Origin of the sequence: Flavobacterium chungangense LMG 26729, assembly GCF_000735715.2 — a bacterium.
Lineage (GTDB): Bacteria > Bacteroidota > Bacteroidia > Flavobacteriales > Flavobacteriaceae > Flavobacterium > Flavobacterium chungangense.
Genome location: NZ_JASY01000008.1, coordinates 398,308 through 415,943 on the forward strand (window position 1 = coordinate 398,308; position 17,636 = coordinate 415,943).

Consider the following 17,636-nt stretch of genomic DNA (forward strand, 5'->3'; position numbering starts at 1 on the left):
AATTTGGTATTACAGTTGTGTATATAATGTATAATTTTACACTTAAATATATATTCCATGAGATTTACAACTTGTATTTTATGTTTTCTTTTAATTTCTTTTGTTGCAAAAGCACAGATTACACCAAAAGAGAGTGAAATGGGCTATACGCTTACTGAAAATGATTCGATTTTGAATGACACTATTGAATTAGCAGAAATTATCCTTTCAAAAGAAAAGCTGGATCCCGAAGCCAAAAAGCAATTCCTGATTCTTCAAAACAGGGTTTATAAAGTCTATCCTTATGCAAGACTGGCAGCAGACCGATTAACTGCCCTAAACAATGGTATGGACCGTTTAAAAACCAGTCGCGAAAAGAAAAAATATTTTAAAATTGTTGAAGATTATCTTAATAATGAGTTTGAAGCCCGACTAAAAAAGCTTTCGCGAAAACAAGGCCAGATTTTAGTAAAACTAATCAACCGACAAACCGGAATAACAACATATGAGTTAGTTAAAACCTTAAAAAGCGGTTTTAAGGCCTTCGTATCGAACGCAACAGCCAATATGTTTGACATTAGTTTAAAAAGGGAATACAAACCTTTTGAGGTCAATGAAGATTATCTGATAGAAACGATTCTCGTCCGGGCTTTTGAATCGGGCAGATTATCCTATCAAAAACCTGCAAATCCAATCGACTACGGTGCACTTGAAGCAAACTGGGAACAAAAAGCAGAAGAGCTTAATAAAAACAAATAACTCATAAAAAATATTAACCCGGACAGATTTAAAATTTCTTTCCGGGTTTTTTCTTTAAAATGTGACTGATTCTTACTTCAAACCAGCCAGACTCTGCTCGATTGTCGCAATTTTTGCTAAAGCATCGGCCTGTTTTTGTTTTTCTATATTTAAAACTTTTTCCGGAGCTCCGTTTACGAATTTCTCGTTTGAAAGTTTTGCTTCAACAGATTTCAGGAATCCTTTAGTGTAATTCAACTCTTCTGTTAGCTTTTTGATTTCAGCTTCGACATCTATATTTCCAGTAATCGGAATGAAATATTCATTTGATTTTACACGGAAAGACAATGCGCCGTCTACTTTTTCAGAAACATATTCGAAAGCAGAAACGTTTCCTAATTTCGTGATAATGGAATCGAAATAAGTTGAAACATTTTCGCTGTTGATTCCTTTTAATTCGATTGCATCTTTAAACGGAATATTTTTGTCTTTTCTGATCGTTCTAATTCCTGAAATAACTTCAATAGAATTTTCAAAATCGGTAATTAATTTTGCATTGAAAGATTTTAATTCTGGCCAGGTTGAAACGATTAAAGCTTCTTCCGGAGTTCTTTCTGCAATTAATTGCCAGATTTCCTCCGTTAAGAAAGGCATGAAAGGATGCAATAACTTCAAATTGCTTTCTAACATTTCGATCGCTTTCGCAAAAGTTAAACTGTCAATTGGCTGTTGGTACGCCGGTTTGATCATTTCTAAAAACCAGGAACAGAAATCATCCCAAACCAATTTATAGATTGCCATTAATGAATCTGAAATTCTGTATTTCTCAAAATTATCTTCAATGTCAACTAAAGTTTGTTGCAACTTCGCTTCGTACCATTCGATTGCCACTTTTGATGATTCCGGCTGGGGAATAGTTTCTGAAACTTCCCAACCTTTAATCAATTTAAACGCATTCCAGATTTTGTTTGAAAACCCTTTTCCCTGATTACATAATTCTTCATCAAACATAATATCGTTTCCTGCAGAAGCACTTAAAAGCAATCCAACACGAACTCCATCGGCACCAAAAGCATCAATTAAATCTAAAGGATCAGGAGAATTTCCTAATGATTTAGACATTTTACGACGCTGTTTATCACGAACCAAACCAGTCAAATATACGTTTGTAAATGGTTTTTCGCCTGCATATTCGTAACCTGCGATGATCATTCTTGCCACCCAGAAGAATAAAATATCCGGACCTGTTACCAAGTCATTTGTTGGATAATAATATTTGAAGTCTGCACTTTCAGGATCCATTATACCTCCAAAAACTGACATTGGCCATAACCATGATGAGAACCAGGTATCTAAGGCGTCAACGTCTTGTTTTAGGTTGTCGGTTGTTAGTTGTTGGTTGTTGGTTTTTTCTTTTGCTAATGCTAAAGCGTCTTCGATGTTTTCAGCAACAACAAAATCTTCTTTTCCGTCTCCATAATAATATGCCGGAATTTGTTGTCCCCACCATAACTGACGGGAAATATTCCAATCACGGATGTTGTTTAACCAGTGTGCATACGTATTTTCAAAACGTTTTGGATGCAATTTAATATCACCAGTTTCTAAAACTGATTTAATCGCCGGTTTTACTAAATCTTCCATTTTCAGGAACCATTGATCAGATAATCTTGGCTCGATTACTGCTTTGGTTCTTTCTGAAGTTCCCACTTTATTCAAATGGATTTCAGTCTTCGCCAAAGCTCCAATTTCTTCCAGTTCTTTTGCAATTTCTGTACGAACTACAAAACGGTCTTTTCCTTGATAATGTAATCCGAAACTATTTAAAGTCGCATCTTCATTAAATATATCAACGATTTCAAGATTGTGTTTTTCACCCAAAGTTTTATCGTTCATATCGTGCGCAGGCGTTACTTTCAAACATCCTGTTCCGAATTCTACATCTACATATTCGTCTTCGATAATCGGGATTACTCTTCCGCAAATTGGAACGATCGCTTTTTTACCTTTTAAATGTGTAAAACGCTCATCGTTCGGATTGATACAGATGGCAGTATCTCCAAAAATAGTTTCCGGACGTGTTGTAGCAATGGTCAGAAAATCTTCCGAACCTTCGATTTTATATTTTAAGAAAAATAATTTTCCTTGTTGTTCTTCATAAATAACTTCTTCGTCAGAAAGAGTTGTTTTCGCTTCCGGATCCCAGTTTACCATTCGGTATCCTCTGTAAATTAATCCTTTGTTATATAAATCAACAAACGATTTAATTACAGAAGCAGACATATCAGGGTCCATTGTAAATTTAGTACGTTCCCAATCGCATGAAGCGCCTAATTTCTTAAGCTGCTCTAAGATGGTTCCTCCGTATTTATCAGTCCATTCCCAGGCGTGTTTTAGGAATTCTTCACGGGTCAAATCGTTTTTATTGATTCCTTCTGCTTTTAATTTCGCTACTACTTTTGCTTCAGTAGCAATCGATGCGTGATCCGTTCCCGGAACCCAGCAAGCGTTGAAACCTTTAAGACGAGCACGACGAATTAAAACATCCTGAATCGTATTATTCAACATATGTCCCATGTGAAGGACTCCAGTGACGTTTGGCGGCGGAATTACAATGGTGTACGGTGTTCTATGATCTGGTTCTGAATGAAAATAGTTATTTTTCATCCAGTAATCATACCATTTACTCTCAATCGTCTTAGCGTCAAATTGTGCTGGAATTGTCATTTACTAGGGTTGTTTAATCGTTAATTTGTTTAACCGTTTAATCGGTTTTGATCATCGAATTTCAAATTGATTTGTTTTCTTATTTTCTGTTTAAAAAAATCATTTATAATCAATCTCAACGATTAAACAAATAAACGATTAAACAGTTAAACAAAAAAACTGGTTCAATTTTTGTAATTATAATTGACAGCAAAAGTAAATAATTAAGTACACTATAAAAAGCGAAATAATAATTTGTGTATTAATTAAAAGAAAGTATATTTACTCCTATCTTAAAAACAATTTCAAAATGAAAAATGTTATTAAATTTATTGTAATCGTACTGTTTAGCGTAGCGGGTTATTCTCAAAACGGTCCTAAAATTGAATTTTCTGCTCAGGATAACACTATTGATTACGGAAAAATTTCAAAAAGTGACAATCCTGTCAGATCTTTTGAATTTACAAATACAGGTGATGCTCCCTTAACGATAATTTCTGCCCAATCAACACTAAGCACGATAGTCGTTACAAAACCAAGCGCAGCTATTTTACCTGGTAAAAAAGGGAAAATTGACGTAAAATACAACATGACTGCAGGACCAATCCGTAAAACGATTACCGTTGAAACCAATGCTGTAAATTACCCTGACGGAAGAGTAGCTCTTAAAATTAAAGGTGAAGTTTTATAAAAATAATTTCAACGAAAAATAGTAAAGCCGTTTCATTAGTGTGAAACGGCTTTTTTATGGATTTTTGTTCTCTTAATTTTTTATTTATCAACGCAGTCAATACTAACAAATTTATATTTTACACGTTCAAAGTCAATCGGTTTGTCTTTTACCAGATACGTTACGCCCATTGTAGTCTGCATTGTTCCGTTTCCTAAAATAAGTTGTTTATCCTTTTTTAAAAATGCCATTGGGTTTTTGAATTTATTATTTTTATTTGTGGCATCATGAAAAGTGTAATCTGCAAATAAAGTATCTCCATGAAATTCACCTGTAATTTCTCCCGTTCTTTCCGGAGTATCCACAACTTTCATTATCATATTACCATTAATTTTTCCGTTTTTTAAAGTATTCAGTTTTAAATCAATGATATCATTTTCATAAGTTGCCTGATAGCATTGTGTACTTACAATCTTTTCTCCATCGGCTTTTGCTGCTTCAGCTGCTTTTTGTTTTTCATCGTTTTTACAGCTTTGCAGTCCGGCTAAAGACAAAATCAGGCAGGATAAAACTAACTTTTTCATAATTGAGTATTTTTAATTTCATGGTTATCCCATAAAAATAATAAAAAAGAAGTCAACGAAAAGGCTTCTTAGTTAAATTTATTATTCAAAATCTATAAATTTTTAATGACAAATTCAGATCTTCTGTTCAATTCGTGTTCTTCTTCTGAACAGGCATCATCTGTTTTACATTTTATAATTGGAACAGATTCCCCATAGCCTTTTGCCATAACCCTTTTAGAATCAATACCGGATTGTATGATAAATTCTCTGGTAGAGGTTGCCCTTTTTTGAGATAAATCTTCATTGAATTTAGCATTTCCTCTCGAATCGGTGTGTGATCCAATTTCAATTACCATTCCGGGGTATTTCTTCATCAATTCTACAACCCTTCCTAAAACCACTTTTGATTCTTTTCGGATATACCACATATTGTAATCAAAATAGATAGGATCCGTTTTTATAATCAGCCTGTCTTTGTCTTTTACGACATCTTTTTCCTGAGCCAGGATCTGATCAACTTTCTCTTTTTTCTTAACTTGTGCAGCAGTAATTTTATCTTCTTTAGCTTTTTTGTCTGCTTCCTTTAAAGCTATTACTGCTAAAGCTTCTTTTTTCTTATTTTCTTCTTCTATAATAAGTTCCTGTTTTCTTTTATTCTCTTCAATCTGTTTTTCTTCCTGCTTAATGATTTCTAGTGATTTTAAAGTCATTGACGCATCATTATTTGTATTTCTGGTCTTGCCTGATGTTAACGATTTTGAGTTGCTCGCATAATTTTCCTTAGAAGCCAAAACAGTATAGAAAGTTTCACAAGGCACGGTAAAACTAAATTTTCCGTCGGCAGTTGTTGTCACTACATTCAATTGTTTTTTATCTGAATCCTGAAGTTCTACAGTGGCATTTTCTAAGGCTAATTTAGTATCAGCATCTGTTATTACTCCTGTAATAAACTGCTTGCAATCTTCAACAATTAACTCCTTAATTTCTTTTAACTCATAAATATCATCATTGCCTTTTCCGCCTTTTCTATTGGATGCAAAATAACCTTCCTTTGTATCTGAATCAAAATAGAATGAAAAATCATCTAAATTAGAATTAACCGGCATACCAACGTTGACAGGCTTGTCATATTCTTTTCCTTTAATTTCAGAAACAAAAACATCAAGAGATCCATATCCTAAATGCCCATCTGATGAAAAATAAAGTTTATTGTCTTTTGAAACAAAAGGGAATTGCTCTCTTTTATCTGTATTTATAATAGGGCCTAAGTTTTTTGGAGTACCAAAAGCACCCTGATTTATATTTACTGAAAAAATATCAAAAGAACCCAATGTTCCCGGCATATCAGAAGCAAAATACAATACTTTTTCATCAGCACTTAAAGCGGGATGCTCAACAGAGTAATTCTCACTGTTAAAAGGAAGCGAAACTATATTGATCCATTTTCCGTTAACCAATTCGGCTTTAAAAATCTGAAGGTTTGAAATTTTTTCTTCATTTTTTCTTTTAGTACCGTTTTTAGAATTGTTACGCGTAAAATAAATCGTTTTGCCGTCTTTTGTAAAAACAGCGTTCGACTCATGCATTCCGGTTTTTAATTCATTCGAAAAATAATGCGTAATCTGATCCTTTGAATTTATATTTTTGATTGGAACAGCAACCAAATTCAGATAAGTCGCATTATCCCATTTGTATTTTTTATCAAACAATCCAGGTTTCAGTTTTACACCTGCGAAAACCAGACTGTCATTGTATTTTACTGCTCCAAACTCTGAATTTGGTGTATTTATGGCTAAGTTTTTTATTTCGAAACGATTTCCAATTGCAGAAACATTTTCTAAAGTTTTGATGTCTTTTTCAAAATTTGCCAAATCATCATTATTGGCAGATTTTGAGTAATATTTTTTTAAGAATTCGGTGGCTTCTTCCGTATTCCCCGTAGCTTTGAGGGTTTGGGCGTATCTGAAATAATAATTTCGGTCTAAATCCTTATCATAGTTTTTAAGTAAAAGTCTGTAATAACGCTGGGCTTTTATGAGATCATTGGTATAACAATACGAATCTGCCAGGTTTTTGATAACCTCCTGAGAAGGTTTTTCTTCAGCTAATTTTTCATATAATGTAATTGCCTCGGCGTAATAGGTCCTGTCAAAAAAACGTTTGGCTCTGGCCAAATCCTGATCCTGAGCGTTTATAAACTGTATAGAAAATACGAATATAATAACAAATAATCTTTTCATATTTTTCATTTTAAAAGAATCTTGGTGATTTATCATATCCTTTTCCTAATAAATCCAAATCAAAAAGTAGCATAATTTCGTGAGTTCCTGAATTGAACTGTCCTAAATTTGATGTCGTATAATCATAAGCGTATCCTATTCTAAGTGAAGGTATAACATTGATATTCATTAAAGCACTTACGGCGTCATTTACCCTGTACGCAGCCCCGATTTCAAACTTGTCATTATACAAAACATTGGCTGTGATATCAACTGACACCGGTGCTCCGGAAACAAATCGGGACATAAATGCCGGTTTTAATTTAAATGCATCATTAATCTGAAAAACATATCCGGCGGTTAAAAAAGTGTGTATTTGTTCGGATCCGAAAGCGTTTATTCCTGATTTTTCTTCGATGTGTTTTGAACTCAATAAATTTGGGACAGATAATCCGATATAATACTTGTCGGTAAAGTAATAAGCTCCTGCTCCAATATTTGGCTTAGTCACATTGATATTTTCGGCGAAAGCCAAATCTGTTGCCGGATCCGTAAAACGAAATCCATTAAAATTAGTCTGTAAAGAAGTAAATCCGGCTTTTAGTCCTAAAGAAAGTTTGTTTTTGCCTTCTAATTGCAGCACATAGGCAAAATCTGCATAGAAATTGTTTTCTTTTTTCGCACCTTCACCAATATCATCCGAAATTAATGAAGCACCAACTTCGATCTTTTCGCTTAAAGCAGTATGTCCAAAAAAAGTAAATGTTTTTGGTGCTCCAACCGCTCCTACCCATTGTGTTCTGTATAAGCCTCCTAAATTTAGCATTGCTGCTGTACCGCTAGCGTAAGCTGGATTTACTACACTCATATTGTACATATAATGGGTGTACTCAGGATCTTGCTGAGCTGAAGCTGATGTGATATAAAAAAGGAAGCTTATAAGAAGTATTATTTTTTTCATTTGAAATATATTAAATGTAAATGAAGATTATCTATTTAAATAAAGACGGCCTTGTTGAGGCGGTTTATTCTCTTTATTAAAATGGATAACATAAAAATAGACTCCGTTTGGTGCTATTCCATCACCCATACCTCCACCTTCAGAATTCCTTCCATCCCAATCCGGCTTATTTTTATTTCCTTTGAATAAGACATTTCCGTATCGGTTATAAATTTCAATTTTGTAATCCGGATATAAAAAATCAATTTTAAGAATTTTAAAAGTATCATTTACATTATCACCGTTTGGCGAAAAACCATCCGGAATAAAAAATGTTTCATATTCAGTATCATCACAATGACTCAGAGAAACTTTCACTTCTAAATGATCTTCAGAATGACAATCTGTTACTGAAGAAAAATCGAAGCCGTAATAAATTGTATTATCTGTCAGAGGTGTTGTAGAAGATAGCAGATTACCATTATTTATGGCATCATACCAGACTATCGTAGACGAAGCATTTGTATTATTAGACAAATCTGAAATCGTAGGATTTTGTAAACCACAAAAATTTTGACCGTCAGTATCTAAAACCGGTGCAGGCAAATTGCTTACTGTTACCGTAATCATCGTAGCTGGTGAAGTACATCCGGCTGCAGAAGTTTCGATTACCCAATAATCTTCTGATTTTAAAATATAATTAGAAGCCAAAGGTGTAGTAAGTGTTACCGAATTATACCATTTATACCGAGATCCATTAGGAACCAAACTGGCAATAGTTGCTCCATCGGCTTTACAAAAAGGCTGATCAACAGAAGCAGGTGCTATCGGAATAGGATTTATTGCAAAAGCGTCTGAAACTGTTGTTAAATTCACATCACAAGTTGTATCATTATTTACCAGATTTATTATCGAAATCGCGGTTGAGCCTGTATTTGGTAATAAAATAGCCGGAATTACAAAATCTGCTTTTCCATTAACCACCACTAAAGTAACCGTTTGTGAGGTGGCAATATTACTACCAGATAATACATATGAAACTGTAACATTCGTAAGTAATCCTAAACCGGTTACTGAAGCTGTAAAAGGTTTGTTAAAACAATTATCCAAAACTTCAACTTTTAGATTCGGGACTTCCGGAAGTTTATTTATGATTAAATTTCCACTCAAATTAGCAGTATTTGTACAATAAGGAGTAGCTGCATTGGTAACATTAGTAATTGTAATAACTGAATTGCCACTATTGGAATTTAAGTTGGAAGGAATCGTAAAACTTCCATTTCCCCCTATTACATTAATGGCAGCGACTTGTGCTGTTGCTGTGTTTGATCCGGCAACATTATACAAAATAGTATACGCTCCATCTTCTAATCCGGAAGCATTTGATATTAATGCCTGAGAACTTTTATTCTGACAGGTCACAGCCGGTGTTAAATTCGCCCCGTTTAAAACCGGTGTTTTATAAACATGCAAAACATCTGATAAATTATTAATGATGTTTACACAGCCGCCTTCACTGCTAAATTCATTTATTTTTGTGATGGATACGGTAAAACTGCCCGACTGCCGAAAATAATTCCGGCTTAAAGGAAAAATTAAAACTCCATTATTAAATGTTGACAATACTGTATGTGAACCTCCATTTGGTCCTGAAACTGTATAATCTATATAGTATTGACCATTTGGAATATTCTGAATTCCCTGGTTTAATATGACCGAATAAGTTGCAGTTTGAATGTCAGACTCGCAAATATCTTTTCTCACTTCTATAGTCGCGCCCGTAAAATCGTATTTCTTTTCAATTTTAATCCTTACAACAGCAGTTTCTATTTTACACACCGGACTTGTTGGTAAAACTGTATAAGTAAAGTTATATTCTCCTATACCATAATTATTAAATATTTGCTGAACATTTATATTATGATCTTTTATAAAAGTAATCTGCCCTGTACCGTTATTATCGGTCCATGTTCCCCCTGAATCTTCACCAGCAACCCAGTCATTTAAGTCCAGATTAGAATATATTGAAAAATCACTGTCCTCACATAATATTAATTGTGAAGGCTTTCCTGGCTCCGGGGATCTAAAAACAGTTACAAATCCTGTTGAAGAAACAGCTGGACAATTTCCAATAGCGGCAATAGAATATGTAAATTGATGATTTCCAATACCTAAAACTTCTGCATCAACAATACTATTCACAGGAGTTCCATTTATATCATACCAATTTCCACGAGATTGCGGACTCAAATAACTATTCGCATTGAATATCTGAAAAAGATTAAATGAATGATCATCACTACATGCTGAAGCTCTTTCTGCAACACCTGCATATCCGCCAATAATAACTTCGATAGTTGCTGAATTATCTGTACATCCATTGATTCCTGTAACTGTATAAGTATAGTGATAAATACCACTAACAGGAATCACCTGTGCATTTAAAACTCCTGTGGTTTCATTTAAACCTCCTGAATTATCATCATCTGACCATGTACCGCCCGGAACTGCAGTAACCCCTAATAAAGGACACAAATCTATTGTCTGGCTACTAACATTGGGTATATCACAAACTTCAAAAGGAGTCAATGAGTCCTGACCCGCACATTGTGCAAAACTTTTAGTAGGAAGTAAAAGAAAAATAAGAAGATAAGAGCTAAAAGCAATTAAAGAAAAGTAGTTTTTAATCATATACTAATTAAATTTTGTTAAAAATACTTAAATTATTCAACAAAACTATCTTATCTAAAAAAAACAAAAATATAACTATCTAATTATCAAACGAAAAAATAAAATAAATCAAGTAAAAAACTACAATTCATCTTCTAATCGAAACCGAAACTTTAACAATACACTATTTCGTTCAACTTCTAAATTAATCCAAATATCATCTTCTGATTTTAAAAGATTATTAATTTGTTGTAAGGTATACTTATAAGGTTTGTTTCCATTTATACTGATAATTATATCTCCTTTTAACAAACCACATTTTTCGGCCGCTGACTTTTTGCGCACATTTACAATTTCATAAATAGGCTTTAATTGAAATTTATACCTAAAATCATTTTTATTATTGCCATTATAATTTTCATCATTTGAAGTACTTACCCTAACCGTTTCTAAGTGTACCGTTTCCTGAACCCATTGCAGACCATTATGCTGGATTGAAATTCCGCTTTTATTGTAGGTGAAAGGCTCATTAAATTTGCTGTTTTTTCTCAGATACATTTTTTTATCTGCATAATCCATAACAATTGTAAAGCGTTTTAAAACTTCGCCACCAACAGAACCTATTCGATTGACAACCATTTTTACATTTTTTATGGAACTGGAGTCGGGAAAAGAAACAATAGGATTTTTAAAATCAAAATCAGCCAGTGAAAATTCATCTATTTTTGCCCTGTGCCCCTCAATGTCCCCGCTAAATCCTTTTCCTAAAAAATCCGGAAAATTCTTTTCAGGTAACTTTATTTTATCATTTTCAAAAACCCAGAATGAATCACTATTTCCAATATCCACAAGTAATTTTGCGGGAATATTTACATTTTTCACTATTGCAGATGCCATCAAATAAGGCTTTGATCTTTCAATGGTAATGGGGATTGCCTTAAATTTTTTATTTAAAGCAATCCTTATTTTTTCATTATTTTGGTGAACAAAAATTCTTTTCTTTTGATAATTAACCTCTACAATATTATTTTTAAAAAACTTGTACCCAATTATTCCGTTAACCGGAATTCCAATATGGGAAGACAAATTAAACCCCTGATCCAGAATAATATAAACCAAATGATTTGCAGATTTCAAACCATGTGTTTCCAGAATATTGTTAGTAGATTTTAACCCCTCTATTTCCTCCTCACTGCCAAGGCCCCGAAGTTTAATTTTTTCAATATTTTTAAAACTAACCTCTTTTTTATCCTCCATGCTGAATAAAATTGTTTCATCGACACCCGAATCTAATAAAAAATTCAGTTCAATACCATTAACCTTTATTGGGATAAAAACCAGGTTATTAATCAGCTTAAAAGGAATTACAACTTTCTTTTTGTGCTTTTCCATTAAAAAATCATCCTGAGCTTTTAGTGCAAAAGATGCCAAAAAACCAAAAAATAATAGAATATATTTTTTCATTGACATTTTTTTATTATAAAATTACTAAAAATATTGATTATTGTTACATTTTTATAAGTCCCTGTATTGTTGACGTTAAATTCGAAAAAAAAATGCAAATTTGCACTTCAATAATAAAACTCATGCCAACAATTTCACACAAAGGCAAAAACATGCCCGAATCACCGATACGCAAGCTTGCTCCTTATGCAGATAGTGCTAAAAAGCAAGGTAAAAAAGTGTATCATTTAAACATTGGTCAACCGGATATCAAGACACCCGAAGTGGCCATCGAGGCGGTAAAAAATATTGATTTAACTCTTATTGAATACAGCCCTTCAGCGGGATATGAAAGTTATAGAAAAAAATTAGCGAAATTTTACCAACGCCAAAATGTAAACGTTAACACAGAAGACATCATTGTAACTACTGGTGGTTCTGAAGCCTTACTTTTTGCACTGGCCACAATTACAGATCCTGGTGATGAAATCATCATTCCGGAACCTTTTTATGCTAATTACCATGCCTTTGCATCCTCTACAAGCGCAACTGTAGTGCCTCTTGTTTCTACAATCGAGAGTGCATTTGCATTGCCTAGTATAGATGAAGTTGAAAAACTGATTACAACAAAAACAAAAGCGATCTTAATTTGCAATCCCGGAAATCCAACCGGTTATTTATATACTGAAGCAGAAATTAAACAATTAGCAGGCTTAATAAAAAAGCATGATTTGTATTTAATTGCTGATGAAGTATATCGTGAGTTTTTATATGATGGAGATGATGAACATTTTTCAGTAATGAATTTGGATGATGTACAGCAAAATGTAATCATGGTCGATTCTGTTTCTAAACGTTACAGCATGTGTGGCGCCAGAATTGGGTGTTTAGTAACAAAAAACAAGCAGGTTTTAGCAACGGTAATGAAATTTGCTCAGGCACGTTTGAGTCCGCCCACAATTGAACAAATTGCTTGTGAAGCTGCCATAGATACTCCTCAAAGTTACTTTGATGAAGTAATTTCAGAATATAAAAGCCGCCGTGATACTTTGATTACTGAACTAAACAAAATTGATGGCGTAATCGTAACCAAACCTAAAGGAGCATTTTATTGCATTGCACAATTGCCAATACAAAATTCTGAAGATTTCGCCCAATGGCTTTTGGAAAGTTATGATTTAAACGGACAAACCGTAATGGTTGCACCTGCGGCTGGTTTTTATTCAACTCCGGGAATGGGATTAAATCAGGTTCGAATTGCTTATGTCTTAAATAAAGAAGATTTAATTACCGCAGTTAACATATTAAAAGAAGCACTTATTGTTTACAATAAAAAATAATAAGAGCTAATTATAAACTTGCAAAAGACAATAACTGACTAAGTTATTGTCTTTTGTGTTTTTAATAAACACACATTTGGTTTTAATTTAGATTATATCCAAAAAGGAGTAATTAAATAGTAAAAACGATAGAAAAGGTTTCCTTTTTATTAATTATCTTTACCGCCTTAAAAAGATATACCACATTATAATAGTAGTTTTTAATGATAAATAACGAAGATTTTTTAGACGAAATAGGTGACAATCACTTCAGCAGCAATGCAAAAAACCCATTAAGAGAGGATGCTTTTGATATCACTGATGAAGAAAAAATAGAAAAAATAAAAAAAGATGTCGAAAACATTCTGCAGACACTTGGAATGGATTTGACAGATGACAGCATAAAAGGAACTCCAAACAGAGTTGCAAAAATGTTTGTAAAAGAAATTTTTGGAGGTTTAAACCCTGCAAAACAACCAAAAGCCTCTACTTTTGACAATAACTACAAATATGGTGAAATGTTAGTAGAAAAAAACATTACTGTTTATTCTACATGCGAACACCACTTATTACCAATTATCGGACGTGCTCACGTAGCTTATATATCCAGCGGAAGAGTTATCGGATTATCTAAAATGAACCGAATTGTAGAATATTATGCAAAAAGACCTCAGGTTCAGGAACGTTTAACGATGCAGATTGTTCAGGAACTTCAAAAAGCTTTAGGAACAGAAGATGTTGCCTGTGTCATTGATGCTAAACATCTTTGTGTAAACTCAAGAGGAATTAAAGATATCGAAAGCAGTACCGTAACTTCGGAATTCGGTGGAAAATTCAAAGATCCTCAAACGAAAAGAGAATTTTTAGATTATATTAAGTTAGATACGCAATTTTAAGTTTAATCGGTAAATCATTAATTTGTTTAATCGCTTCATTACAAGTCTAATTTTAGATTAAACAAATCAACAATTAAATAAAAAACATGTATCTCTTTTCTTTTGAAAAATTAGAAGTCTGGCAAAATTCTCGAGTTTTTATTTTAGAAATTTATAGATTGACAATTGCATTTCCTTCTCACGAATTATTTGGAATAACCTCTCAGATAAAGAGAAGTTCTTCTTCGATTGCTACGAATATTGCTGAAGGAACATCAAGAAACACAAATAAAGACAAGGCTCATTTTTTAACAATTTCATATTCTTCAGCAATGGAAACATTAAATCATTTAATTCTTTCAAAAGATTTAAACTACATTTCAGAACAAGAATACATTCAATGTCGCGAAAAACTTGAAAAAATTTGTAATCAAATAAACAATCTAAAAAAATATTATCTTTCAAAAGAACAAATCCGATAATCACAATTAAACAAATTAACGATTAAACGATTAAACAGTAAAACTATGCCATTATATACATCACAACCCTTAAAAATATACAACTCACTTTCGGGTGAAAAAGAAAATTTCAAACCAATCCATGAAGGAAATGTTGGAATGTATGTTTGCGGCCCTACAGTTTATAGCAATGTACACTTAGGAAATGTGAGGACTTTTATGTCTTTTGACGTTATATTCAGGTATTTTTTGCATTTGGATTACAAAGTAAGATATGTGCGTAATATCACAGACGTTGGCCATATTGTGGATGACGTTGATGAAGGCGAGGACAAAATTGCCAAAAAAGCACGTTTAGAACAATTAGAACCGATGGAGGTTGTACAGCGATATACTGTTGATTTTCATGACATTCTAAAAGCCTTTAACTTTTTACCGCCAAGTATTGAACCAACTGCAACGGGACATATTATTGAACAAATCGAAATCATCAAAAAAATAATTGATACCGGAATCGGCTATGTTGCTAATGGTTCCGTTTATTTTGATGTTGTCAAATATAACGAAACGAACAATTACGGGATTTTAAGCGGCAGAAATATCGAAGACATGCTGGCTAATACACGGGATCTGGATGGACAATCAGATAAAAGAAATCCACAGGATTTTGCACTTTGGAAAAAAGCAGAGCCTGAACATATCATGAGATGGCCTTCTCCATGGAGCGATGGTTTTCCAGGCTGGCATCTGGAATGTACCGCAATGAGCACCAAATATCTTGGAAATCACTTTGATATTCACGGTGGCGGAATGGATTTAAAGTTTCCACACCACGAATGTGAAATCGCCCAAAATGAGGCCTGTACAGGTCAGTCTCCTGTAAATTACTGGATGCATGCCAATATGCTTACCCTTAACGGAAAAAAAATGGCAAAATCAACCGGAAATAATATTTTGCCGGGAGAAATTTTAAGCGGAGACAATACAGTTTTAAGCAAAGCCTTTTCTGCTTCGGTAACTAGATTTTTTATGTTACAGGCGCATTACAGAAGTATCCTCGATTTTTCTGATGACGCCATAACAGCTGCCGAAAAAGGATATAAACGATTAATGGAAGCACTTGATACTTTGCCAGCAATTTCAGCAGGCAACGTAAGTTCTATTGATTTTAATAAATGGAAACAATTGTGCTACGACGCAATGAATGATGATTTCAACACTCCTATTTTAATTGCACAATTATTTGAAGGAGTTCGTTATATTAATTTACTCAAAGAAGGTAAAGAGACCATTTCTATCGAAGATTTAAAATCATTTTCAACGGCAATTAATGCTTTCGTTTTTGATGTTTTAGGCTTAAGTGATGAAAAGGCTGCCGACAGTAATAATGACAAATTAGAAGGTGTTATAAACATGCTTATCGGAATGAGAAATCAGGCAAGAGCTGATAAAAACTTCGCTCTTTCTGATCAAATCAGAGATCAGTTAATTACTTTAGGCATTCAATTAAAAGACGGAAAAGAGGGCACCAGCTTTTCGATATAAACCAATTCATTTCTAATAAATTGAAAGTCATAACTCCATTTGTTTTATTAGTACGCTTTTATCAAAACGCTATTTCGCCATTTACTCCAGCGTCATGCCGATTTGAACCAACATGTTCAAGTTATATGATTGAAGCCTTGCAAAAACATGGACTATTTTATGGAGGATACCTCGGAATCAAACGTATTTTGAGCTGCCATCCATGGGGAAGAACAGGCTATGATCCGGTTCCTGAAAAGAAATGTTCGCACAAACATTAACTTTTAATAAAGACTTACTCTGCTTTAAATATTTATTTTTACTGTATCTAAAAATTATAATACTACATGACACACGCTTTAAACATCGTTTGGAATCCTTCAGAAGGAATCGATTTAGGATTTTTTATGATTCGCTACTACAGCTTAATGTTCGTAATTGCTTTTGTTTTAGGTTGGTTCCTGATGAAAAAGATTTTCGAACGCGAAAACGAATCAATTGACAAACTGGATTCATTATTTGTCTGGACCGTTTTAGCAACTTTGATTGGCGCCCGCTTGGGACAAGTTCTTTTTTACGATGAAGATAATTATTTCAGAAACCATCCTTTAGAGATGTTTTTACCAATTAGGGAAAATAACGGATCTACACTTTTCGGCTTCATCAATGGCTGGGAGTTTGTAGGTTTTCAAGGTTTAGCTAGTCATGGTGCAGCAATTGCAATTATTATTGCCATGTACCTTTACAATAAAAAAATATTACACCGCTCTGTTTTATGGATTTTAGACAGAATTGTTATTCCTGTTGCCAGTGGTGCAGTATTAGTACGTATCGGAAACTTTATGAATTCTGAAATCATAGGTAACGAAACTACTTCCTCGTTCGGAATTCGTTTTCTTCACGATAAAATCAGCAAAGCGGAAGCTGTAAAAGCTACTGGAATTGCAAATCCAAAAGACGCATATACGACCATTGCAACTGATCCAAAATTTGCTGATTTATTAGCTCAGGTTCCTGCAAAGCATCCAACACAATTGTATGAAGCGTTTTGTTACATTTTTGTATTTGCTACCTTATACTTTCTATATTGGAAAACAAATGCGAGACTTAAATCAGGATACTTATTCGGATTATTTTTAGTGCTTTTATTTGTTGTTCGCTTCATTGTCGAATTCGTAAAAGAAAGTCAGGGAGGTTTCGAAAACAAATTAGGATACTTCTCAACAGGACAATGGTTGAGTATTCCGTTTATAATAATTGGGCTTTTCTTTATCATTAGAGCACAAAGAAATCCTTTAGCAACATCTTAAAAAAACAATCCAATATAAAATTGCCCAATACAGTTTTAAGTATTGGGCAATTTTTTGTTTTACACCTATAGTTATCCTTCTCTCCTATCCAATTGCTAACTCTCTTAATCTTTATATTTAGAAGCTGAAATTTATCATATCATATAACTTTCAGTCCTGCTGTCCGCTATATCTTTTTCTGGCTAAAAAAGCCAGAAAAAGGATACCGCTCCCATG

Annotated in this window: 14 protein-coding genes; 8 read left to right on the forward strand and 6 right to left on the reverse strand. The window is 33.5% G+C overall.

What is annotated here, in order from left to right:
• The first annotated feature begins 57 nt into the window (after nucleotides 1-57).
• Nucleotides 58-738 (forward strand): DUF4294 domain-containing protein, encoded by a 681-nt coding sequence (locus JE46_RS15685; protein ID WP_031456223.1) that lies wholly within the window; start codon nucleotides 58-60, stop codon nucleotides 736-738.
• Between the two features lie 72 nt (nucleotides 739-810).
• Here JE46_RS15685 and JE46_RS15690 read toward each other — a convergent pair whose 3' ends face one another.
• Complete coding sequence (locus JE46_RS15690) at nucleotides 811-3,444, reverse strand: valine--tRNA ligase (RefSeq protein WP_031456224.1); 2,634 nt, start codon at nucleotides 3,442-3,444, stop codon at nucleotides 811-813.
• A gap of 289 nt (nucleotides 3,445-3,733) precedes the next feature.
• On the opposite strand from JE46_RS15690, the gene JE46_RS15695 reads away from it, so the two are divergent.
• Complete coding sequence (locus JE46_RS15695) at nucleotides 3,734-4,114, forward strand: DUF1573 domain-containing protein (protein WP_031456225.1); 381 nt, start codon at nucleotides 3,734-3,736, stop codon at nucleotides 4,112-4,114.
• 80 nt (nucleotides 4,115-4,194) lie between these two features.
• Here JE46_RS15695 and JE46_RS15700 read toward each other — a convergent pair whose 3' ends face one another.
• The 5 genes from JE46_RS15700 to JE46_RS15720 all read right to left on the reverse strand — a co-directional run bounded on the left by JE46_RS15700 (nucleotide 4,195) and on the right by JE46_RS15720 (nucleotide 11,952).
• Nucleotides 4,195-4,677 carry a hypothetical protein gene (locus JE46_RS15700; RefSeq protein ID WP_031456226.1) on the reverse strand — a complete coding sequence of 161 codons (483 nt, stop codon included), beginning with the start codon at nucleotides 4,675-4,677 and terminating at the stop codon, nucleotides 4,195-4,197.
• A 92-nt stretch (nucleotides 4,678-4,769) separates the two neighbouring features.
• The gene (locus JE46_RS15705; RefSeq protein ID WP_051872902.1) at nucleotides 4,770-6,899 is read right to left on the reverse strand and encodes an OmpA family protein; all 2,130 of its coding nucleotides are present in this window, start codon (nucleotides 6,897-6,899) and stop codon (nucleotides 4,770-4,772) included.
• A gap of 10 nt (nucleotides 6,900-6,909) precedes the next feature.
• Complete coding sequence (locus JE46_RS15710; RefSeq protein ID WP_031456228.1) at nucleotides 6,910-7,839, reverse strand: PorP/SprF family type IX secretion system membrane protein; 930 nt, start codon at nucleotides 7,837-7,839, stop codon at nucleotides 6,910-6,912.
• 27 nt (nucleotides 7,840-7,866) lie between these two features.
• Nucleotides 7,867-10,509, reverse strand: a complete 2,643-nt coding sequence (locus tag JE46_RS15715) for a gliding motility-associated C-terminal domain-containing protein (RefSeq protein ID WP_031456229.1) — start codon at nucleotides 10,507-10,509, stop codon at nucleotides 7,867-7,869.
• 120 nt (nucleotides 10,510-10,629) lie between these two features.
• Nucleotides 10,630-11,952: a PDZ domain-containing protein gene (locus JE46_RS15720; RefSeq protein ID WP_031456230.1), complete on the reverse strand. Its 1,323-nt coding sequence runs from the start codon at nucleotides 11,950-11,952 to the stop codon at nucleotides 10,630-10,632.
• Nucleotides 11,953-12,074: 122 nt separating this feature from the next.
• Here JE46_RS15720 and JE46_RS15725 point away from each other — a divergent pair, with 122 nt between their 5' ends.
• The 6 genes from JE46_RS15725 (at nucleotide 12,075) to lgt (ending at nucleotide 17,420) form a co-directional block, all read left to right on the forward strand.
• Nucleotides 12,075-13,271, forward strand: coding sequence for a pyridoxal phosphate-dependent aminotransferase (locus JE46_RS15725; protein WP_031456231.1), 1,197 nt, complete (start codon nucleotides 12,075-12,077; stop codon nucleotides 13,269-13,271).
• A 203-nt stretch (nucleotides 13,272-13,474) separates the two neighbouring features.
• Nucleotides 13,475-14,146 (forward strand): GTP cyclohydrolase I FolE, encoded by a 672-nt coding sequence (gene folE / locus JE46_RS15730; protein ID WP_031456232.1) that lies wholly within the window; start codon nucleotides 13,475-13,477, stop codon nucleotides 14,144-14,146.
• Nucleotides 14,147-14,232: 86 nt separating this feature from the next.
• On the forward strand, nucleotides 14,233-14,607 hold the full coding sequence (locus tag JE46_RS15735; RefSeq protein ID WP_031456233.1) for a four helix bundle protein: 375 nt from the start codon (nucleotides 14,233-14,235) through the stop codon (nucleotides 14,605-14,607).
• A 45-nt stretch (nucleotides 14,608-14,652) separates the two neighbouring features.
• Nucleotides 14,653-16,131: a cysteine--tRNA ligase gene (gene cysS / locus JE46_RS15740; RefSeq protein ID WP_031456234.1), complete on the forward strand. Its 1,479-nt coding sequence runs from the start codon at nucleotides 14,653-14,655 to the stop codon at nucleotides 16,129-16,131.
• A gap of 20 nt (nucleotides 16,132-16,151) precedes the next feature.
• Nucleotides 16,152-16,391, forward strand: coding sequence for a membrane protein insertion efficiency factor YidD (yidD, locus tag JE46_RS15745; protein ID WP_035136655.1), 240 nt, complete (start codon nucleotides 16,152-16,154; stop codon nucleotides 16,389-16,391).
• Between the two features lie 66 nt (nucleotides 16,392-16,457).
• Complete coding sequence (lgt, locus tag JE46_RS15750; protein WP_031456236.1) at nucleotides 16,458-17,420, forward strand: prolipoprotein diacylglyceryl transferase; 963 nt, start codon at nucleotides 16,458-16,460, stop codon at nucleotides 17,418-17,420.
• Nucleotides 17,421-17,636 lie beyond the last annotated feature (216 nt).